The sequence below is a fragment of the Haliovirga abyssi genome (genome assembly GCF_030295325.1).
Classification (GTDB): domain Bacteria; phylum Fusobacteriota; class Fusobacteriia; order Fusobacteriales; family Haliovirgaceae; genus Haliovirga; species Haliovirga abyssi.
Map to the genome: position 1 here is coordinate 1,387,921 of NZ_AP027059.1, position 23,028 is coordinate 1,410,948.

The 23,028-nt window shown below is 25.4% G+C and carries 23 protein-coding genes; all 23 read right to left on the minus strand.

Annotated features, from left to right (window positions below; translation table 11 throughout):
- Window positions 1–16: 16 nt before the first annotated feature.
- Window positions 17–358 carry an STAS domain-containing protein gene (locus RDY08_RS06185; protein WP_307903505.1) on the minus strand — a complete coding sequence of 114 codons (342 nt, stop codon included), beginning with the start codon at window positions 356–358 and terminating at the stop codon, window positions 17–19.
- Window positions 359–397: 39 nt separating this feature from the next.
- Window positions 398–724: an STAS domain-containing protein gene (locus RDY08_RS06190; RefSeq protein WP_307903506.1), complete on the minus strand. Its 327-nt coding sequence runs from the start codon at window positions 722–724 to the stop codon at window positions 398–400.
- Window positions 725–741: 17 nt separating this feature from the next.
- Window positions 742–1,563, minus strand: coding sequence for a sigma-70 family RNA polymerase sigma factor (locus RDY08_RS06195; RefSeq protein WP_307903507.1), 822 nt, complete (start codon window positions 1,561–1,563; stop codon window positions 742–744).
- Window positions 1,560–1,916, minus strand: a complete 357-nt coding sequence (locus RDY08_RS06200) for a response regulator (RefSeq protein ID WP_307903508.1) — start codon at window positions 1,914–1,916, stop codon at window positions 1,560–1,562. The genes RDY08_RS06195 and RDY08_RS06200 overlap by 4 nt, the downstream gene beginning before the upstream one ends.
- Window positions 1,913–2,920, minus strand: coding sequence for an NAD(P)H-dependent glycerol-3-phosphate dehydrogenase (locus RDY08_RS06205; protein ID WP_307903509.1), 1,008 nt, complete (start codon window positions 2,918–2,920; stop codon window positions 1,913–1,915). Before RDY08_RS06205 ends, RDY08_RS06200 begins: the two co-directional genes overlap by 4 nt.
- 9 nt (window positions 2,921–2,929) lie before the next feature.
- Window positions 2,930–3,532: a glycerol-3-phosphate 1-O-acyltransferase PlsY gene (gene plsY / locus RDY08_RS06210; protein ID WP_307903510.1), complete on the minus strand. Its 603-nt coding sequence runs from the start codon at window positions 3,530–3,532 to the stop codon at window positions 2,930–2,932.
- A 202-nt stretch (window positions 3,533–3,734) separates the two neighbouring features.
- On the minus strand, window positions 3,735–5,066 hold the full coding sequence (rlmD, locus tag RDY08_RS06215) for a 23S rRNA (uracil(1939)-C(5))-methyltransferase RlmD (RefSeq protein WP_307903511.1): 1,332 nt from the start codon (window positions 5,064–5,066) through the stop codon (window positions 3,735–3,737).
- A 47-nt stretch (window positions 5,067–5,113) separates the two neighbouring features.
- Entirely contained in the window at window positions 5,114–6,154 is a 1,041-nt protein-coding gene (locus tag RDY08_RS06220) for a M48 family metallopeptidase (protein WP_307903512.1), read from the minus strand.
- Between the two features lie 173 nt (window positions 6,155–6,327).
- Complete coding sequence (locus RDY08_RS06225) at window positions 6,328–6,987, minus strand: lysophospholipid acyltransferase family protein (protein ID WP_307903513.1); 660 nt, start codon at window positions 6,985–6,987, stop codon at window positions 6,328–6,330.
- A 13-nt stretch (window positions 6,988–7,000) separates the two neighbouring features.
- On the minus strand, window positions 7,001–7,585 hold the full coding sequence (nadD, locus tag RDY08_RS06230; RefSeq protein ID WP_307903514.1) for a nicotinate-nucleotide adenylyltransferase: 585 nt from the start codon (window positions 7,583–7,585) through the stop codon (window positions 7,001–7,003).
- Window positions 7,586–7,593: 8 nt separating this feature from the next.
- The gene (locus RDY08_RS06235) at window positions 7,594–8,049 is read right to left on the minus strand and encodes a PTS sugar transporter subunit IIA (protein WP_307903515.1); all 456 of its coding nucleotides are present in this window, start codon (window positions 8,047–8,049) and stop codon (window positions 7,594–7,596) included.
- Window position 8,050: 1 nt separating this feature from the next.
- Window positions 8,051–8,749, minus strand: coding sequence for a DUF6873 family GME fold protein (locus RDY08_RS06240; protein ID WP_307903516.1), 699 nt, complete (start codon window positions 8,747–8,749; stop codon window positions 8,051–8,053).
- The gene (locus tag RDY08_RS06245) at window positions 8,742–11,120 is read right to left on the minus strand and encodes a glycoside hydrolase family 38 N-terminal domain-containing protein (protein ID WP_307903517.1); all 2,379 of its coding nucleotides are present in this window, start codon (window positions 11,118–11,120) and stop codon (window positions 8,742–8,744) included. Before RDY08_RS06245 ends, RDY08_RS06240 begins: the two co-directional genes overlap by 8 nt.
- Window positions 11,121–11,123: 3 nt before the next feature.
- Window positions 11,124–11,906 (minus strand): hypothetical protein, encoded by a 783-nt coding sequence (locus RDY08_RS06250; protein WP_307903518.1) that lies wholly within the window; start codon window positions 11,904–11,906, stop codon window positions 11,124–11,126.
- A gap of 92 nt (window positions 11,907–11,998) precedes the next feature.
- Window positions 11,999–12,994, minus strand: coding sequence for a tetraacyldisaccharide 4'-kinase (gene lpxK / locus RDY08_RS06255; RefSeq protein ID WP_307903519.1), 996 nt, complete (start codon window positions 12,992–12,994; stop codon window positions 11,999–12,001).
- A gap of 131 nt (window positions 12,995–13,125) precedes the next feature.
- The gene (locus RDY08_RS06260; RefSeq protein WP_307903520.1) at window positions 13,126–13,995 is read right to left on the minus strand and encodes an aldo/keto reductase; all 870 of its coding nucleotides are present in this window, start codon (window positions 13,993–13,995) and stop codon (window positions 13,126–13,128) included.
- 50 nt (window positions 13,996–14,045) lie between these two features.
- Entirely contained in the window at window positions 14,046–14,249 is a 204-nt protein-coding gene (locus RDY08_RS06265; RefSeq protein ID WP_307903521.1) for a DUF1858 domain-containing protein, read from the minus strand.
- Between the two features lie 153 nt (window positions 14,250–14,402).
- On the minus strand, window positions 14,403–15,374 hold the full coding sequence (locus RDY08_RS06270; RefSeq protein WP_372339407.1) for a KpsF/GutQ family sugar-phosphate isomerase: 972 nt from the start codon (window positions 15,372–15,374) through the stop codon (window positions 14,403–14,405).
- 59 nt (window positions 15,375–15,433) lie between these two features.
- Entirely contained in the window at window positions 15,434–16,273 is an 840-nt protein-coding gene (gene kdsA, locus RDY08_RS06275) for a 3-deoxy-8-phosphooctulonate synthase (RefSeq protein ID WP_307903523.1), read from the minus strand.
- 162 nt (window positions 16,274–16,435) lie between these two features.
- On the minus strand, window positions 16,436–19,708 hold the full coding sequence (locus RDY08_RS06280) for an alpha-amylase family glycosyl hydrolase (protein ID WP_307903524.1): 3,273 nt from the start codon (window positions 19,706–19,708) through the stop codon (window positions 16,436–16,438).
- 14 nt (window positions 19,709–19,722) lie between these two features.
- A complete protein-coding gene (locus tag RDY08_RS06285) occupies window positions 19,723–20,475 on the minus strand; it encodes a substrate-binding periplasmic protein (RefSeq protein ID WP_307903525.1) in 753 nt (250 codons plus the stop codon).
- Between the two features lie 10 nt (window positions 20,476–20,485).
- Window positions 20,486–21,280 carry a YdcF family protein gene (locus RDY08_RS06290; RefSeq protein ID WP_307903526.1) on the minus strand — a complete coding sequence of 265 codons (795 nt, stop codon included), beginning with the start codon at window positions 21,278–21,280 and terminating at the stop codon, window positions 20,486–20,488.
- Window positions 21,280–22,716: a UDP-N-acetylmuramoyl-L-alanyl-D-glutamate--2,6-diaminopimelate ligase gene (locus tag RDY08_RS06295; RefSeq protein WP_307903527.1), complete on the minus strand. Its 1,437-nt coding sequence runs from the start codon at window positions 22,714–22,716 to the stop codon at window positions 21,280–21,282. Before RDY08_RS06295 ends, RDY08_RS06290 begins: the two co-directional genes overlap by 1 nt.
- Window positions 22,717–23,028 lie beyond the last annotated feature (312 nt).

The following is a 23,028-nucleotide window of genomic DNA, read 5'->3' on the forward strand; positions in this document are numbered from 1 at the left end:
ATTCTCTCCTATCCTCCTAGTCAAAACTTTTCAACCCTTCTGCTTCTGTGTTAAAAATTTCAAAAAATTTATTTAATCTTGTTAATTCGAATATTTTTCTTATACTCTCTGTTAAATTTGTTATTTTTAAATTTCCTTTTTCTTTTCTGCTCTTCTTTAACATTGCTACTAAAACCCCAAGACCTGAACTGTCCATATAAGATACTTTTTCTAAATTTATTAAAAGTCTATTTTTATTATCTTCTAATAATTTATTAAGCTCTTTTTTCAAAGATATCGAAGTATATACATCAACTTCACCATCTATCTTTACAATAGTAACTTTCTTTTTTTTATCTTCGCTATATGATACTTTCATTTTTACCTCCATCTATTTATTCTATAATTTTAAAATATTTTACTTTATATTGCTTTCATCATACTCTATTGTAAATACTTTATCAAGACTTGTCAATTCCAAGACTTGTTTTATTGCATTTTTAGGAGATAATAAAATCATTTTCCCATTTATTTTTTTTAATCTCTTCATTGTAGATACTAAAACTCCTAATCCAGAACTATCTACATACTCTACATTTCTAAGATCTATTATTATTTCTTTTACTCCGTTATCTATCATTTCTGATAATTCCTCTCTTATTTCAGAAGCGTTATATACTTCAATCTCTTCCGTGGGAATATATATTGCTTTTTCTTCTGTTATTTTTTTTATTTCTCTCCCCATACAAATCACTCCTTTCTCTATTTCAGCCCTAACAAATCTTTTTTTAAAACAGATTTCAATTTTTTTAATGCTTTTTTTTCTATCTGTCTAACTCTTTCTCTTGTAATATCATATTTTTTACCAAGTTCCTCTAATGTTAAAGGCTTTATTCCTCCCATACCAAATCTAGAAATAACTATATCCCGTTCTCTTTCATTAAGAATTTCCATTTCCTTTGAAATGTTTTCTTTTATAACTTCATCTAAAATGTCATCTTCTAACATTTCGCTTTCTTTTTCTGGAATAATATCTTCTAAAAATATATCTTCCCCAACTGATGTACTTAAAGATACCATATCTTGAAACTCTATCAAAATTTGATGAACTTTATCTTTGTCTAAATTTAACTCTTCTGAAATTTCTTCTGGTGAAGGATACTTGTCATAAACCGACAAATATTTCCCTATGTACATATTTATTTTATTTAAAATATCATGTTTATATGAAGGAATTCTTATCCCTCTCCCTTTATTTATTATAGACTTTGTTATAGTTTGTTTTATCCACCATACAGCATAAGTACTAAATCTAAACCCCCTTGAAAGATCAAATTTCTCTATAGCATAAATTAGCCCTATATTGCCTTCGCTAATCAAATCCATAAAACTAAGTCCTTTGTTTCTATACCCTTTAGCAATTTTTATCACAAGTTTTAAATTTGATAATATAAGCTCTTCTTTTGCTTCTTCATTTCCTTTCTTAGACTCTTCTATTAATTTATATTCTTCTTCTTTAGTTAAAAGTTTAAAATCTTTTATATCACTTAAATAAAGTTTTATTAAATTTTGTGCATTTTTCATTCGCACCACTTCTTTACAGATTCTTTTAACTCTTTAATATCATTAATCGGCTTAGTTATTAATCCTACAATCCCTAATTCTGTTAATTCTTTAATTAATTCTTCTTGCTTTAATGCTGATATTATAACTATTTTAGTTTTCTTCAACTTTCCAATTACTTGTTTTATTACTTCTTCTCCTCTAATAAACGGAAGATTTAAATCCACCAAAGCTAGATCATAAGTATCAGATTCTAATTCTTCAATTGCTTCAATTCCATCTTCAACTTCTGTAAATTCATAATTTTTCCCTAATATTTCCATATATAAAAATCTTGCATATTTCTCGTCATCTACTATTAATATTTTTTTCATTTATAAAACTCTCCTTTTAGTTCACGAGACATTAATTTTTGTAAAATAACTTTCGGCTTCTCGCTCTCATATATTATTTTATATACTGATTCCACCACCGGCATTTCAATCCCTTTTTCTTTAGCAATTTCATGGACAGCTTTTGCAGTTGGAACTCCTTCCGCCACCATAATCATCTCTCTCATTATATCTTCTATTGTTTTCCCTTCCCCCAATTTTTCTCCAACAAATCTATTTCTACTATGTTTACTTGTGCAAGTAGTTATTAAATCCCCTACTCCTGATAATCCTGAAAATGTTTTAAAATCTGCTCCAAAATACTCTCCAAATCTTATTATTTCAGCCAAACCTCTCGTTATTATTGCTGATTTAGAATTATCTCCAAATCCCATTCCATCAGTAATCCCTGCTGCTATTGCTATACAATTTTTTAATGCTCCTCCTATCTCTACCCCTATTAAATCATTATTGCTATAAACTCTAAAAAAATCTGTATTAAATAGTTCTTGAACTTTTTTTGATACTTTCTCATCTTTAGAGGCTGCAACAATAGCTGAAGGAAACTCTTTACTAACCTCTTCAGCATGTGTAGGCCCTGATAACACAACTATATTATTATGAAACTTTCCTAATATTTCATCTTTTATAACTTCTGAAAGCCTTTCATGAGTCGAAATTTCAATCCCTTTTCCAGTATTAATTAATATCATATTTTCTTTTATTTGATCAGATACCATTGAAACAATTCCTCTTAAAAATTGTGACGGAATCGAAAAAATTAAATATTCACAACCATCTAATAATCCATTTATATCATTAGTTACTTCTAATGTGTCTGGAAATTTTATCCCTTTTACATAATCTATATTTTCTCTATTCTTTTTTAATTTCTCTGCTCTTTCTTTCTTATATTCCCATAAAGTAACTTGATTCCCTTTTTTAGCAAGTAAAATTGCAAGAGTTGTTCCCCAACTTCCTGCTCCCATAACCACTATTTTAGCCATTTAGCCTCCTTACTTTTTCTTGAAATTAAATTTATTTTCTTCACCTTTTAATAATCTTCCTATATTTGATTTATGTTTATATATAATATATGCTGCTACTAATGCCCCCAATATAGTTACCTCTATTTTATTATTTTTATAAAAAAAATAATTTGCAAATGGAAACAAAAATGCTGCTGTTATAGATCCCAATGAGATATATTTTGAAAAATAAACAATAATAGCAAATACCCCAAATACAAATAATATAGTTTTAGGAACTAATATTAAAAATACTCCAAGACTTGTAGCAACTCCCTTTCCTCCTTTAAATTTTAAATATGGAGAAAAAGTATGCCCAATTATAGCTGCTACACCTAAATAAACCAGATTATGCGGAGCTATCTTAAATGACATTCCTATTAAAATTGGAATTATTCCTTTTAAAACATCAAAAATAAAAACTATTATCCCTAATTTTGCACCTAAAACTCTATATGCATTTGTTGCTCCGCTATTTTTACTTCCATGTTCTCTTATATCAATATTTTTAAATTTTTTCCCTATTATTACCCCACTTGGTATTGCTCCAATAAAATATGAAAGTACAATTCCCATTACTAATTTTATCATTAAAATATCCCTCCAAAGATTATAAATTTATTTTTAACGTTTTATTATAGTGTCAAATAATTATAAAATTTTAGCCACCAATTTTTGTTTATCAGTTTTAATCTATATTTTTCCTGTGGTTTTAAATTTTTTTCTTTGTGTACCTTTGCACGCTTTGAGCCTTTGTGCTGAAATTGTTTCACACTATGCTTTTAAGTTGTTCCTAAACATTCTTAAGTCTAATTTTCCCCACTACCTCTATATGGCTTGTTTGTGGAAACATATCCACCGGATGAACTTCCTCTAATATATATCCATATTCCTCTAATAACTTAACATCTCTTATAAAAGTAGAAGGATCACATGATATATATATTATATTTTCTATTTTTCTTTTACCCAAAACTTTTATTATAGAGCTATCTAATCCTTTCCTTGGTGGATCAAAAACCACTATATCAATATCTTTTAATTTATCAATTTCATCTTCAACTTTTCCAGTTATAAATTCTACATTTTTAATGCTGTTTTCTTTTGCAGTTAATTTTGCATCTTTCACAGAACTTTCTACCATTTCTATTCCATATACAAATTTTGCTCGTTTACTCATTAATGTACTTATAGTTCCAGTTCCTGAATAGGCATCTAAAATATTTTTATTTTTAATATCTCCCAACAGATCAAGCACCAAATTATATAATCTTTCTGTTTGAAATAAATTTATTTGAAAAAATGATTTTGGAGATATTCTAAATTTATAACCACAAATATCTTCATATAAAAAATATTCTCCATATAATCTTTTAACTTTTTTCCCAAGAGCAACATTTGTTTTTATTGTATTAAAAGAAACATATACTGATTTTATCTCTTTTATAGAATCAGTTAATTTTTTTATCAATGGATTTAATACTTCATATTTGTTACTATTAATTATAAAAACCACCATAGCTTCATTTTTTTTATTAACTCTAACCATTACATTTCTTAAAAATCCTGAATGTTTTTTTTCGTTATAAATAGTTATACTCTGTTTTTGTGCAATTTCCTTTATTTTTCTTATAATTTTATTGGAAATTTTTGGTTGAATTATACAATTATCCATATCTACAACTTCATGTGTCTTTTTCATATAAAATCCACTTATAATTTTATGATTTTTTGTGCCAAATGGTTGTATAACTTTATTCCTATAATTATATGAATTTTTCGACCCTAAAGTTTTATTAACAATAACTTTTTCATCTCTTATTAAATTTTTTACAATATCTGTTTTACAATCTAACTGAGTTTTATAATCCATCATCATAAAGTTACAGCCACCACATTTATTAAAATATTTACATCTTGGTTCAATTCTACCACTAGATTTTTCTAAAATTTCTTCAATTAATCCTCTTGCATAATTTTTTTTCACAGATATTATCTTTATTTTTACAATATCTCCAGGCACACTCATTGGAACAAAAACTGCTAAATTTTCATAAAAGCCCAATCCTTCTCCACCGAAAGCAATTTTATCTATTTTAACGTTAATTATATCTCCTTTTTTCACTATCCACTCTCCTTTTTTTAACTGACAATTGTCAATTGTTTTCATTTTTACTCTTTTAAATAATTAATTCTTGTTCCAATTGATGGATGTGAATATGTCAAGAATTCTATTATTTTATTTGGATTTTCATCTGCTAAATTTTGTTTTGATAATTTTTTTAAAGCTTCTATTAAATACTCTCCTGTTCCCATTATCTCTTTAGCATATAAATCTGCTTCTTTTTCATTTTTTCTCGAATACAAATTAAGTAAAAACGATATAAATAATTGAAATATAAAAAAATAGAATCCAACTTGATATATTACTATAAAATTATTATAATCTAAATAAAAATAACTATTAATTAGAAAAAGCAATATAAACATAATCACTGAAGAAATTACCACTTGTTTCAATATATGTTTTTTTACAAAATGTCCCATTTCATGTGCAAATACTGCTACAATTTCATCATCTGAAAATTCATTTAATAAATTATCTGCTATTATAATTCTTTTATTTTTTCCCAATCCAGTAAATGCTGCATTCGCTTTTTTAGTCTCTTTGCTCAAATCAAATTTATATATCCCAACTAGTTTTACTTTTACTTTTGAAGTTAAATCTAAAATTTTACTTTTTAGATTTTCATTATCAAGTTCTTTAAACTTATAAAACAGAGGTAATATTACTGTTGGAGCTATTACTCCTAATATAATATTAATAATCATCATAAAAATATAAAAATATATCCACCATCTATCTTTAGATATTTTTATAAAAAAATATAATGAAACAATTAAAATTTCGCCTATAACTAATCCTATCCCAAATTCTTTTAATGTTTTTATAATCCATTTTTTTATATTCTCATTAGACAAATTATTCTTTTTTTCTAAATAATATCCGCTATAATAAGAAAAACCTATTTCAGAAATAAAAAATATTATAATTGTAATTAATCCATAATAAAAAATATTATTACCACTGATATTTTTTATATATATACCAATTTTTGAAAATCCCAATATAAATATTATAACTAAATTTATTATCGTTGAAATTATTGAAATTATTAATTTTATATTATTATATTCTTTTGATTTCTCCATTGTTCCTCCGCTTTGTTTTTTTCTAAACCAACCAGTTTATTATACACTATTTTCTTAAATTCTTCAATTTTTTTGACTGATATATTAAAAAAGTTATATATTTTTAATATATCTTCTTCTCTGAATAAATTTATCCTTTAAACACAAATCAAAAAGCTGATACAGCATTATCTTTATGACATCATATCAGCTTTTTTATTTAATTCAATTAATCTTTCTTCTACTAATTTTATTCCTTCTTCAACAGAAATATCTTTTTCTATTTTAATCGGCTTCCCTATTATATATATTGCCTTTGTAAATGGTTTTGGAAATTGAAAACTATCCCAAGAATTAAATCTCCATTTGTTTTTAAAAACACCTGCTAATGGAACAATTTCTATTCCAGTTTTTTGAGCTGTATATACTATTCCCTGTTTGACTTTATATATAGGGCCTCTTGGCCCATCTACTGCAAATCCACCACTATAACCATTCTTTACCATTTTTATTAATTTTACTAAGCTTCTTACATTGTTTTTATTTGATGACCCTCTTACTAATTCATACCCATACATTTCAAGCATAGTAGCAATTATTTCGCCATCTTTTGAAGGACTAACTAAATTAGCGATTTTTTTTCCATTTTTAGTCATATTTACCATTGGTAAAAATATACTACCATGCCAAAACCCATATAAGTAATTGTTTTTTTCATTATAATCATCACTTTCAATAATCACTTTCATATTTATCGTTCTGTTTATAATTTTACTTATAAAATATAATATTTTTCCATATCTTTTATATTTTCTATATGATTTTTCTTCTTTCATTTCTTCTAGTTTTGACATATCATCACCTTTTTCATTTGTATATTTTTTCTTTTTTTATAATATCTAATACATTCTCATTTACTAAATATTTTATAGATTTCCCATTTTTTATTTTCTCTCTTATTTCTGTTGCTGATATTTCAATTATTGGTGATGATATGATTTTCACTTTCTCACCATAAATATTTTTAAAATTATATCCTTTTCTATTTACTACAATAAATTTACACATTGTTAAAAGTTTTTCTATATCTTTCCACTTATCTAAATATTCGGCAGAATCTTCTCCTATTATTTCGTAAAACTTATAATCTGGATATCTTTTTTTTAATTCTACTAAAGTGTCTATTGTATAGGAAGTTACATCTTTTTTTATTTCAATATCTAAAACTTTAAATTTAGGATTATCTTTAATTGATTCTTTTACCATTTTATATCGTAATTCCCAATTCACTAAATTATTTTCTCTATGAGATGGGATTCCAACTGGAATAAACCATATTTCGTCTAAATCATATCTATCTTTTATCCATTCCGCTAAAATTAGATGCCCCATATGAATTGGATTAAAACTTCCACCATAAATACCTATTTTCTTTTTTTTTAAATCTTTCATATTAATTTTTACCCTTCAAAAAAATTTGCTATATTTTCTATTATATCTCCTTCTGTTTCTGATTCAATTATAGAATCCCTAAACGCTCTATTTCTAAATGCTTTTGAAATAGATGATAATAAATTTAGATATTCTGTATTTTTATCTTTTGGTGCTCCAACTAAAATTATAATATTTACTTTTTCATCATCAGGAGTATTAAATTCAATAGCCCTTTTTAAAACTCCTATTGCAAGAACTATATCCTTTAAATCTTCACATCTTGCATGAGGCACTGCTACTCCTTTTCCAATTCCTGTGGTTCCCATAACTTCTCTTTCAAATATCTTCTTTAAAAAATTATCTTTGTTAATTATAATATCTTCATTTTCATAAATTGAGTTTATTAATTTTTTTATTATTTCATCTTTTCCTACAGAACCATTCTCAACTAAAATTGATTTTACCTTAACATATTTTAACATCTCAATTCCCCCTCATAAAAATAATTGTACCTACATCCTGTAATCTCCCTAAATTAAGAGAAACCATTTCCACATTATTTCCAACAAATTCTTTTATTTTTATATAGTAAGGATTCTTTTTTATTTCACCTGTAAAAAAAAGTTTATTTTCAAAAAATCCTGTTGCTCCTCCAATAAATCCATAGTTCATTCCTATTAAATCTACTTCCACTTTATTTAATTTTAATATCTTTTCTCCTCTATTTTTTAAATTTTTATAGATACCATTATCTTCTGTAATTAATTTGTCTTTTAAATTAATTATATTACAATTTGTATATCCTTGCTTTACATCTATTTTTTTATATTTTTTCTTTTCAATATGCTTTAATATATTTTTTTCAGTATATTTAAAATTATGTACTACTTTCTTTTCAAATTTAACTGCATTATATTTTGCACTATTAGGATATCCACCTTCTACAGCTTCCCCTTCAATAATCTCATAACCTTTTATCCTTTTAGCATAATATTCATAAAATTGTTTATCTACAAATATTTTCTTTTCTTCTTCATCTACAAAGAGTTGTATATCAGGATGAAAAGATATAGCATCATATACTTTCATGTTTTTTTTAGTAAGTATAACATTAAATCCATATTTTTTCAATTCTTCCCCAATAGATTTAAATCTACCATCAATTATTACATAATTATTCAATTTTATCCACCAAAATTTTATATTCTTTTTTCAAATCAAACTCCGCAACTATTCCAAACAATGAATAATAGTTTTTTATTTTAACATCTTTTGGAACCGTTATTTCAATTCCTATATTAACCTTTTTATTTAATATTTCTATTTTATTATTACTATTTTTTATATCTAAAACTTTTTTCCCATTATTAACTATTGTAAAATATCCTGGTTCAAATTCTGATTTAACATTTATATTTTTCACATCATTTGATATATTGAGATAATCAACTTCAAATCCATTTTTAGTAAATTTTATTTCTTTTTTATAATTATCTGCTGTAAAAATCAAATAATCTTCGTTATATTCCACTTCCATGTCAGCTTTATAATAATCACTTATTTTATAATTATTATTATCTGAATTTTCATATTCAAACTTTTCATTTAGTCCTTTAACTCTTGTTAGATAAACTCTTTTTTCAAAATAATTTAATACAGAATTCATTCCATTCAAAAATCTTATATTATTTTTTATAGAAAACGGCTGCGTAGGAAAATTACCATCATAATACTCTTCACCTAATTGAACTCCTAACTCACCACCAACAATTTCTTTTCCTGTTTTCAAATCATACCAAAACAAAAGTCTGCCTCCTCTTGCTTTAGAAAAAACATAAAAATTATCATTATTTACTACAATAACTTCTTTTATATTATCCATATTTACATCTTTTTCATATATTTTATTTTTTATATTTTCTTCAATATCCTTAACAGCTTCTTCTATAACTGAAACTGTTTTTATATTTTCCCAAACTCCTAATCTTCTCCCATTTTTCCACTCTTCATCTGTTCCTGCTATCCCAGTACATCCAAATTCAAATTGATGTGATAAAAAATTTTCTTTTGCTAAAGCAACTAATTTTTTTATATTTTTTTTATCACTATTTTTATATTCATTAATAAATTTTTCATATTTTTTATGTAATTTCCTATAATAAGCTAATTTTGGAGAATTTTTATTAAAATCAAACCACCCATCGTAACCTTTTTCTGAATATTGCCCTTCTCCTTTTGCAGCTTTTTCCATCCATGAAGCGTATCCATCTTTTATTGGAGTAATATCTTCTGCCTTTTTTTCAGATAATATATCACTATACTTTACCAACTTAATCCATTTTTTATTTTCTAATTTTGTCAATAAAAAATCTAAATTTTCAAAATCCCATTCAGGATTTTTTTGACTAGAAAAATCCCAAAGTCCTGTAACTTCTGCATCATCTGCATAATTAAGTAAAAAATCACTTTTTTTATCTTTTTCATATATTTTTCTAATATATTTAAATAATTTTTTATAATTTTTACTTTTTTCAGTTAAATTTGCTCCTCTTTCATCTCTTTTAACTTCATTGTCTCCAGTATCAATAGCATTGTTTACCAGTGGTAAAAAATTTGTATCATCATTTACAATAGTTAGTTTCCCATTTTCTGTGGTTCTTAATACCCAATCTGCATCTTTTGCACCTGATTCTTTTAAAATATGATTTTCTACAAATGTATATTTATAGCCATATTTCAAAACTAATTTTGTTATATTTTGATTCCAAGTTCTTTCAGCATTCCAAAATCCTACTGGATTTACTCCAAAAACTTTTTTTATAATTCTTTTATGTTCTTCTATTTGCCATATATTCGATTGTTCATCTGTTGAATACATAACATTTTGAGCGTATGTACTTCCTAAGATTTCAAATTGTCCACTTTTTATTCCATCTTTAATTAATTTTATTGTTTCAGGATTATACCATAATAAATCTTGAATTAAAGTCCCTGAAATATGTAAATTAAATTTTAAACTAGGATGTTTTCTTAGAGTTTTTATTAAATTATAATATGTTACTTTATCTGCAATATCTGCATGTGGATTACTTCCTTGATTTAAGTGAAATAAAAAAGCTATATCCAATTTTCTATTATTAATCACTTTATCTGAAATTTTTATATTTTTATAATACAAAATTTTCCCAATTTCAATTCCACCAAATATCAAAAAAATTAACAATGATATAACTAACATTTTTTTAAATCCACTATATATATACGATTCCTTTTTTATTGTTTTTTTACTATCGCCAACATTATGACTTTTTAAAATATCCCCCGACAAATCAAATCTGCTAAACTGTATCCCTTTTATTACTCTTTCTACTTCATTCTCTTCATCTTCTGTTTTAGCTAATTTTCTAGCTTCTTTTAAATATTCCAGAGCTTTATCATAGTCCCTTTTTACTTGTAGTAATTCTGATTCTTCTAGCAAAATATCATAAAATCTTTTTTCACATTTTTCACATATTCCATTTTTTATTTCGCTACCACATTTTGGGCAATCCACCTATTACATCCCCCTTTTTTCTATGTATTCCATTCCTAATATATTTATAATGTTTTTCTTAGGATGATTAAAATTTTCGTTAAAATATTTTAATCCTTTTAAATATCCATAATTTTCTATATCTATTTTTTCTGTTTCTATCTCTTTAGATATTTCATCATATTCAATTCCATCTTTATTTACAGCTTCTTCATATTCATTAAATTCATTAGGGTATCTTCCTAATAATCTCATTCCAATTATAAACGGATAAAAATAGTTTTCTTTCCCAACTTTTTCTATAATATTTATCATTGACAATACAATTAATGGTAAAGTTTTATTTTTATTATTAATTAGTGAATAAAATAAAATAGTTTCATAAAATTTTTCTTTATTTCTAAAAAACAGCTCATTCCCATATCTAATAACTTGAGCTTGTTCATTTTTTTGTAATAAATTAAAAAAATTCTTTTCTATTTTATCAATCTCTTTTGAGCTTAATCTATCTATTTTCTTTTTTACCTTTTCTCTTTCAATTTTTAATATATAATTATCTAATATTATTTTAAAATTCTTTTCTATCTCATCTCTATTTTTTGTATCCAAAATATTATTAATTAAAGGTAACATTAAATTAATATCTTTTTCCACTATTTCTCCATCTAATTTAATTTTAAAATAACTTCTCCAATTAGCATATTCTGAAAAAATTTCTAAAATTGGGACAATCCCTTTTTCCATATATATCTCTGTAATTTCCCTGTAATCTTTTTCTAACATAGCTTTTTCTATTTTTTCTCTCATTCTATTTTCTCCTTTATGAAAGCTTAATTATAATACACTAAATAACGTTTAAAATATAACATCAACTTATATTCAAATTATTTCTAAATTTTTTATACTGTTTCAAATTCTATTTTTAACACAAAAATTTTTTCTTTCTCTTTTCTTATTACTACATCATTCTCAATATCCTCTAACGGAAATTTTATAAAATCTTTTTCAGTAGTTAAAATAATATCAAAATTTTCTTTATTTTTTATCTCTGTAATACCTTTTATATCCTCAATATTATAACTATAATGATCTGGATAATCAACTCTTTTTATCTTTTTAGGATCAAATTCCATAACTGTATTTTCAAAAGATTTTGGATTCCCTAATCCAGATACTAATAAAATTGATTTACCTTTTATAAAATCCAATTTTCGTTTTTCTAATTTCAAATCATATATATATTTAGCACTATGTTTTGCTAATAATATATCTTTATTATATTTCTCTAACTCTTTTTTTATTAAATTAATTTTATTTTCATCTACAAGATTTGATTTTGTTATTATAAATTTGTCAGCTCTTTCTAATCCTTCTAACGGCTCTCTTAATATACCATATGGCAACATATATCCATTCCCAAAAGGGTTAGTTGCATCTATTAAAATTATATTTTCATCTCTTTTTAATTTCAAATGTTGAAATCCATCATCTAAAATTATTGTATCCACTTCAAATTTATCAACTGCCAATTTACATGCTTCATATCTATTTTTTCCAACTATAACTGGAATATTTTTCATAGTTTTTGCATGGAAATAAGCTTCTTCTCCAGACTCATACAATTTAGCAATTATTTTTTCTCTATTACTTATAATTAATGGATCGACTTTTCTTTTTCCTTTATATCCCCTTAATACTATTGCTATTTTATGGTTTTTTTTCATTTTTTTAACTAAGTATTGAACTGTTGGAGTTTTTCCTGTTCCACCAACTGTTATATTCCCAATACAAATTATTTTTACACCATCTATTCCTTTAGATTTTAATATATTAATTTTATATAAATAATTTCTAAAATTTATTATAAATTTATAAATATATGATAAAAATTTCATTTTGTCCCCTAATTGTATTTTTTATTAAATATAGTATAATATTTATAGAATTATAACATATACTGTAAATTATTTCAATAATTAGTCAATTTTAATACTTTAAAATAATTGTAAAAAAATAAATTTAACCCTTAATAATTCTCCAACACTTTTAAATTTTCCAATAAATGTTCCACTTTCCTTGAACCTACTATGACAGAAACTACTTCCTCCCTTTTTATTAAATAATCTAATGCAGTCTTACTAACTGGCTTTTTTAATTTTTTCACAAAATTTATAGAATCACTAAATTTTATTTTATCGTTAAATAAAGGATTAAACTTTCTTGCATCCTTTTTACTAAGTTTAAAATTTTCGTCTATTCCCCCAGTAAGCAATCCTTGTGCTAATGGACTATATGGAATAAAACTTATATTATTTTCTTTACAAAATGGTAAAATATTTTTTTCTACTTCTGTTTGTAACATATTATATTGATTTTGAATAGATACTATTTCAGAAAATTTTAAAGATTTCTCTAAATTTTTTATATCAAAATTACATACGCCAATATGTTTTATTACTCCATTTTTCTTTAAATAATTTAAAGTTTCAAATAGTTCTTCTAAAGGTGTTTTACTATCTAGCCAATGTACTTGATAAATATCTATATAATCAGTTTTTAATCTTTTAAGACTTAATTCCACTTCTCTCAAAATGGAGCTCCTAGATAAATCATGAGATATCCATTTTGTATCATTCCATACTAATCCAAATTTTGTTGCAATTACAATTTTTTCTCTTGCTCCTTTAAATATTTCTCCTATTCTTTCTTCAGATTTACCAAATCCATAAATTGGAGCTGTATCATAAAAGTTAATTCCATTTTCATAACATATTTCTAATAATTTTGCAGCACTATTTATATCCCATTTTCCCCATCCATGCTCTCCTAACTGCCATCCTCCATATCCTATTAAAGATAATTCTAAATCAGTTTTTCCTAATTTTCTATATATCATATCTATTATTCCTCCTAAAAAAAAAGAGAACCTAAATGGCTCTCTTTTTATTATTCATCTCCTAAAATTTCATTAATTTCATCAACTATTACATCCGCATTCAAACCATGAGCACTAATTCCTTCTCCTATTGATTCTCCTGCTGCTACCATACATCCTATACATCCTAATCCATATTTTGCGAAAACTCCATTTATTTCAGGATATTTTTGTACTGCCTCTAAAATATTCATATCTGTAGTTACTTTTGCCATTGTTTTTTCCTCCTATGTTTTTTATAATTTATTTTTTTACTTTTTGTTATTTTTAAGCCATTTCTGAATAAATTTACAGCTTCCTAACAATTAAAATAATTATACTACTTTTAAGATATATTGTCAAGAATTTATTACTATATCAATCAAGAATTATTTCACCTTACCAATTAGATCATGAATTCTAATTATTCCAACTATTTTTTTGCTTTCCACCACTGGTAAAACAGATATTTGACTCTCTCTATTTTCCATTATTTTCAGTGCTTCAATAGCCATCATATCTTTATTTACTGATATTGGATTAGAATTCATTATATCTTTTGCAGTAAATTTAAAAAAACTATCCCTTTGCATCAAAGCTCTTCTAATATCTCCCTCTGTTATTATCCCTTTGAATTCTCCACTTTGCACTACACAAACTGCTCCCATTTTTTTATTTGTCAATTCTAAAATGATTTTTTCTATTTTTTCATCTAAATTTAATATAGGCAACTCTTTTCCAGAATGCATCAAATCTTCAACTGTTAATAAAAGTCTTTTTCCTAAACTGCCTCCTGGATGATATAATGCAAAATTTTCTTCTTTGAAGCCTTTCATTTTAATTAAAACTGTAGATATAGCATCTCCCATAACAAGTGTTGCTGTAGTTGATGATGTTGGTGCTAAATTAAGAGGGCACGCCTCTTTTTTTACTCCAATATCTAATGCTATGTCTGCATTTTTACCAACATAAGATTTTTTATTTCCTGTCATTCCTATAATTTTAGCACCTATTTTTTTTATTGCCGGCATTATTGCTATAACTTCTTCACTATTCCCACTATTTGAGATTGCAATTACTAAATCCTCTTTTCTAACAACTCCTAAATCCCCATGAATTCCTTCTGCTGAATGCATAAATATAGATTGAGTCCCTGTTGATGACAGTGTAGCTGCTATTTTTTTAGCAATTAAACCTGATTTTCCTATTCCAGTCAATATAACTTTTCCTTTACAATTATAAATTTCATTTACTGCTCTTTCAAATTCATTATCCATTTTATCTTTTACATTATTAAGTTCTTCTATTTCTAATTCAAAAACTTTTTTGCCTTCTTTTAATATATTCACATTACACCTCATTATAATTTAGGAATGGCTTAAAAATAGCCTTTAAATTTTATAATATTTTTTTAAATCCTTTATAACTCTTTTATTATTTTGTCTATCTCCAATGATTTTATTAATATATCTTCTAAATCATCCAATCTTAACATATTTGGTCCATCTGATTTTGCATTATCTGGATCTGGATGTACTTCTGCAAATATAGCATCAACTCCTATTGCAAGAGCTGCTCTCATTAACGGATAAACATATTCTCTATCTCCACCTGTAGTATCTCCTTGTCCACCAGGTTTTTGTACTGAATGTGTCGCATCAAAAATAATAGGATATCCAAATTTTCTCATTTCCATAAGGCTTCTCATATCCACTACCATATTATTATATCCAAACATAGCTCCTCTTTCTGTAAGCATTATGTTTTTATTTTCTGATTCTTCTAATTTTTTCACTACATTTTTCATATCCCAAGGTGCTAAAAATTGCCCTTTTTTCACACTTATTGGTTTTCCTGTTTTTGCTGCTGCAATTAACAGATCTGTCTGTCTACATAAAAAAGCTGGTATTTGTAATATATCTGCCACTTCTGCTACTTTTTCTGCTTGCCAAGGTTCATGAATATCTGTAATTACAGGAATATTAAATTTATCTTTAACTTTTTGTAAAATTTCCAATCCTTTATCTACACCTGGTCCTCTAAATGAATGTATTGAACTTCTATTAGCTTTATCAAATGAAGCTTTAAATATATAATCTATTCCAAGTTTTGTTGTTATATCTTTTATTTTTCCAGCAACCTCTAATACTAATTCTTCTGATTCTATTACACAAGGTCCTGCAATTAATGTAAAATGTTTTTGACCACCAATCTTTACATTTTCTGAAATTTTTATTTCTTTAACTTTTGATATTAACATATTATATCTCCTCTCAAGTTTTTTTGTTTTACAAAAAAATTATAACATAAAAATCAAAAAATATAAATAGTTAAGTTATTAAAGAACATTAAAAAAATAAGTTTCTTATATTTTGGCATAAAAATACTAAAATCATTACATATTTTATGGCAAAATTCTTCACTAATATGTCATATTCAAATAATCATACCTCGAATATTCCCCCGTCTTCTTCATATTATTTCTATATATTCTTTCTCCTAATTTTTCATGATCTTTTGGAGTCTCGTCTAACATATAATATGCATATGAGGTCATATCTTTATAGTCATCCCAAGTGGTGTCCACAAAATACCATTTGTCCTCTTCTGCTACATATACTTCTGACCAAGCATGAGCAGCTTTAGAACCATCACTTTCTATTCCATATCCACTTATTGCTTTAGCTTTTATTCCACTTGCTCTTAATAAGGCATCAAACAGCGAAGTATATCCCTCGCATACAGCTAATCCTGTATTCATACAAGTTATCGCATCTTGTTTTTTTCTTTTTCCATCTTCTAAAGAATCAAAATCATATGTTAAACTGTTTACTACAAAATCATTAATTTTTTTTATTTTATCTTTAGTGTTAGTTACCCCATTTGTTAATTCTAATGCTTTATTTTTTATAATTAAACTATCTGACTCTAATGGATCTGAAGGATAATAAAATTTACCATCTTCATCTCTTGTATTTATTATATGAAATTCATAAATTGGTACCCAATAACTATATCCTATTCCACTATCTATTCCTATATCACCTGTATAATTCAAATTATTATTAGATAATTGAGTTTTATAAACAAACAATGTATATTCTCCTTTCCCAAATCTAAGCCATATATTTTTTTTAAATGTATCTTTTACCCAATATTCAGTTTGCTCTTTTGCATTAGATACTGAATTAGCAAAATCATCAGTATTAGTATAATCTTTTAATTTATAATCACCTTTTATCAATTGAATTCTTAAAAATTGATAATCATCTTTATAAGTTGAACTCCCTTTTATCCTGAAAAATCCATCAGCATTAAAACTTCTTTCTTTTGGTTCACTTACTAATATGCTTCCTAAAGGATCATTATAAACATAATTTATTGGTGAAGAACTATCTATAACTTCACCTTTTCCATTATATACTATATCATTATATGTTATTTTTTTTGCTTCAGGAGCTATAATTTTTATATTTATATAATCAGAATATTTATCTCCTAACTTAGCTCTAATTTTTACATTTCCTATTTCAGTTGCTGTAAATTTTCCATTTGTATCTACTGTCCCAGCTCCATCTCCAGCTTCAACCTCAAAACTTATATTTTTGCTATATACATATTCTCCATTTATATCTTTCGCATTTGCATTAAAAGAAATTGTTTCTCCTCTCTCTACTATTTGCTCAGCATTTGGAGTTATCTCAATATTTTTTATATCGCTTTCGTTATTTGAAACATATGTATTTTTATCTCCTTTATATATCCAAAATTCACTATATTTTTCTAAATCTGGAAATCTTCTATCTATATCTAAATCCTTTTTATCACCATTATGAGGTATATAATTTAAGGGTTGACTTTTATCTATTACCGATATGTCAAAATATGCTCCAAAATCATCAATTCCATCTGACATTTTAGGTTTTAGCCAATCTGTTTCTGCACTTACTGCTCCTCCCCACAAATGAAGGCCCCATCCATCATAATCTCCATTACGTCTATTATAATGGAGTTTTATTTTATACGTTTCTGCTTCATCTGAAATTTTTACAGGTAAACTATCATTATATTTAAATATCTTAGTTCCATACCCATTTATTTTGAGTTTATTTCCAATTATAAAATCTCCACCACTTATTAACTCTGTCGTGTTATTTGTTACTTCTAACTCTTGAGCTGTATCCATTTTATTGTCTACAACTAATAATTTATATCCAACATTTATATCTTCAATTGTATAAGCATATAAACTACTTCCTAAATTCACAACGTTATAATCTCCTGTTACAAAAATTGAGTTTTCTTTTCTTATTTTTATTAATTTTTTATACCAATTAAACAAACTTTCAGAATTATCTTTTTCCTCTTCATAAGATATATTATCATTAGCTTTTGTATATATCATTGGATTAAAAAATCCACCTTTTGACATATCGGTCATACCTGTTCCGCTAGCTGATCTATACCAATCAAAAGGTTCTCTTTTGTTATCATCTTCTCCTTTTCCCAATTGCCCTAATTCTTCTCCATAATAAATAAATGGAGTTCCAGGTAATGTTAATAAAGCCGCTGCTGCTAATTTTTCTTTTCCAATATTATTACCTAAATCACTTGCAACTCTACCCATATCATGATTTGTTAAAAATGTAGAATCTGTAAAATTACTATTAGCTTGTTTATATGTATCTCTTATATTTTTTAATTTTCCGACTATATCTACATATTCTCCATTTGCAAACGTTATTAATTTACCATGAATAGGAAAATCAAAAGATGAATCCATATCTTTATAAAATGGCGCAATATTTTTCTCATTAGTCCAATTTTCTCCAACTATAAAAGCATTTTTATTAATTGATTTTACCGTCCTATTAAATTCTCTCCACCAGTTATGTGTAATATTTGCATCTTTATCTATATGCATAGCCGCATCAAGTCTAAATCCATCTACACCATCTGATAAGTCTCCATCTTTATTAGGATCAATCCAAAACTTAGCTATATTTTTCATTTCAGTTTTTACAGCTTCATTTCTATAATTCAAATCAGGCATCCCACTCCAAAATATAGCATAATAATATTTATTGTTTAGAAGATACCAATGTTCTTTTTCGTTTAGAGCATCATATTCCGTAGCCCATACATAATAATTTGTATATTTATTCGATTCTGTCTTTTGAGATTCTAAAAACCATTTATTATCTATTGAAGTATGGTTAGCTACTAAATCCATTATTACTTTTATCCCATTTTTATGAGCTGCTTTTAAGAAATCATGAAATTCAGTCAAAGTACCATAATCTGGCTCTGTTTCATAATAATCAGTTGTATCATATCCATGATAACTTGGAGATTTTGTTATTGGCATAAGCCATAATGCATTCACTCCAAGTTCTTTAAAATAGCTTATTTTATCTTTCAAACCTTTAAAATCCCCTATTCCATCTCCATTCCCATCATAAAAGCTTCTCACAAATACCTCATAAAACACGGCATTCTTAGCCCAATCTACTACTAAATCATTTGTTTCTTTAACTTCCAAATTATTTTGATTACTATTTTGATTACTATTTTGATTACTATTTTGATTACTATTTTGATTACTATTTTCATCCTTATTAACTTCCTTATTAATACATCCAAAAGAAATTAAACTCAACATTAAAATTAAAACACTTATTCTTATTTTTCTCATAATTAATCCTACTCCTATTTTTTTATTTTATATTTTTTTAATATTTTTTCATATATCCCATTTTCCTTTATTTCTTTAAAAGCTTTTTTACATTTTTCTACTATTTTATCATCTGTTTTTTTACTAAATGCAAATTCAAGACCTACTGATAAATCATCTATAGTATATGCAATTTCAAAATCATTAATCGAAAAATTATATTTTTTCCCATATTTTTTTAAAACCCAGTATTTAAAAGAAGAAACATCATATAACATCAAATCTATTCTAGAATAATATAATTTTAATATATTCAATCCTCCTTTATTTGTATATTCAAACTTTTTAAATTTTTTAGATTTTAAATATTGATGCCCAGCATCTTCTAATCTCACTCCTATTTGATATTTCTTAGCATCTTCTAATTTTTTAACAACAATATCTTTTCTGCTTTTTAGCTTTATCAAACTAGATTGAGTTTTTATTAATTCACCTCCCCATTTAAATTTATTTTCTCTTTTTTTAGTGTGTAAAATCGAATAAATTAATATATTTTTTTGAGTTTCTGCCATGTTATATGCTCTCGCCCAAGGATATACTTTTATTTTATAATTTATATCTGCTTTTTTTAATATTTCTTTTAATATTTCAGTAGATATCCCTTTAACTCCCCCATTTTCTTCATAATTATATGGGGGAAAATTTTCTGTTACAACTAATACACCTTCAGATAAACTAATTTCAAAACTAATTAAAAAACATATAATTAATATTATTTTTAATTTCATTTTAACCTCCCTAAAACCCCTTTATTTTATAATACACAATTCCAATATATTCCCATACCCCTCTTCTCATATACTCTATATTTAAAGCCGATGGGAAAAATGATGAAAATTGATATCCTGCTCTTCTTGTTATATAATCACAGTTATCTGGGATTACATCTATTTGGTTTTTCTTAAAAGTATACACACTTCTTGGCATATGCGTTGCTGACGTAATGAGTATTGGATGTTGAAATTTGTTTAATTTTAATAATTTTTTTAAATTAATTACATTTTCATAAGTAGTTCTACTTTTATCATCTATTAATATATCATTTCCATTCACACCTAAACTAATTAAATATCTTCTGTATAATTTTGCCTCTGGTTCTGTATTGCCATAGACAGATCCACCTGATAATAATATTTTTAATTTTTTATTAGTTTTATTATAAACTCTTATAACTTCGTTTATTCTTGCTAATGCAGAATAGGAAGGTATCCCCTTTTCTCCAAAACTAAGCGGAGCATTATCAATTATACCTCCGCCTAACATTATTATTGAATCTGCATTTTCTAAATCTTTATATTTAATCGGAGCATATATATTTTCTAACGGCATAACAACTAAATCTTTAATTGGTTCTATTGAAAATAAATACAAAATAGTTCCTGTCCCAATTAATACTATGCCAATTATTTTGAATTTATATAATTTTTCTTTGTTAAAATAAAATATTAATCCTCCAGTAATGAAAAATATTAATATAAATATTCCTGGTGGTAATAAAAAGCTTAATATCAGCTTATATAAAATTAAAAACATTACTTTTTCTCCTTTAAGAATTTTCTTGCTATTTCTCTATCATCAAAATGTATTTTTTCTTTTCCAATGATTTGATAATCTTCATGCCCTTTGCCTGCAATTAAAACTATATCATTTTTCATAGCAATCTCAATCCCTTTTTTTATTGCTAGCTCTCTATTTTCTATTACTTCATAATTTTTATAATCTATATCTTTCATTCCTTGTTCTACACCATTTAATATTTCTACTGGATTTTCTGTCCTTGGATTATCAGATGTAATAATCACAAAGTCGCTAAATTTAGCAGCTGCTTTTGCCATTTTAGCTCTTTTCGTTTTATCCCTATCTCCACCAGCTCCAAAAATTGTTATTATTTTGCTTTTTTTTATCTCTTCTAATGCTGATAATATATTTAATAAACCATCTTCTGTATGTGCATAATCTACAACAACCATAAAATTTTGATTTTCACTAATTGTTTCAAATCTACCAGGTACTCTTTTTGCATTTGATAATTTTTCAACTAAAACATCTTCTGAAAATCCTAAAGCTATACCAGCTCCAAATGCTGCCATTATATTATATAAATTAAATTTCCCCATTAATTTCGTTTCAAAACTACTCTTTTTAATATAATCTATTTCTAAAATCATATTATGATTTGTATAATTTGTTATTTTTCCAACTATATCTCCGTTAATATTTGAATAAGATATTCCATTTGAATATTTGTTATATAATCTTTTTCCAAATTCATCATCTATATTAATAATTGCATTAGATTTTTCTTTTAATTTTGAAAACAGTTTTTCTTTTGCCAAGAAATAATTTTCCATATCTCCATGAAAATCTAAATGATCTTGTGTCAAATTTGTAAATATCGCTACATCAAATTCTAACATATCAACTCTTCCTAATTCTAACGAATGTGATGATACTTCCATAATAAGATACTCTATATTTTTTTCAATAGCTTTTTTACACATTTTTACAACATCCAATGATTCAGGAGTTGTGTTTGGCGCAGCTATTATTTCATCTCCTATTTTATATTCAATAGTTCCAAATCTTGCAACTTTTCCTAATATCTCTTCTATTAAATATGTTGTAGTTGTTTTCCCATTTGTTCCTGTAATCCCTATTATTTTAAGTTTCTTTTGTGGCCAATCGTAAAAATTAGAAGCTATAATCCCTAATCTTTTCCTTAAATTATTTACTTTTATATATGTAACTTTTTCATCTAATATCTCCACTTTTTTTGATACAATAACCATTTTACATCCATTATTAATAGCAGTCTCAATAAAATTATGTCCATCAATAGAAAACCCTTCTAATGCTACAAAAATATCATTTTCATCTATTTTTCTAGAGTCATATTCCATCTTGTTATAATCTGTTTTTTCTCCTTGATTTAATATTTCAAATTCTATATTCTTAAATAATTTTTCCATTTCAACTTCCTCTTTTCAATATTTTTTTATTTTTTAGTTTGCTTTTTTTATAAAATCATTTTATTTTCTAAAAAAACTTATTTTTGTTAGATAATCATACTCTTCATACAAATTATATCACATTTGTTTTTAAATTTAAAGATATTTTAATTTTTAAATTTTATAGTTCTAAAAAATTTTGCTTTGAAAAATCGCATATTTCAAAAAAATTGAATGGCTTATTTTCTGAACTTTCCTAGTAAAATATAAAAAGGACAGAAATTTAATTTCTGTCCTTAATAACGTTATTTTTAAACCGTTCCTTAATAATTA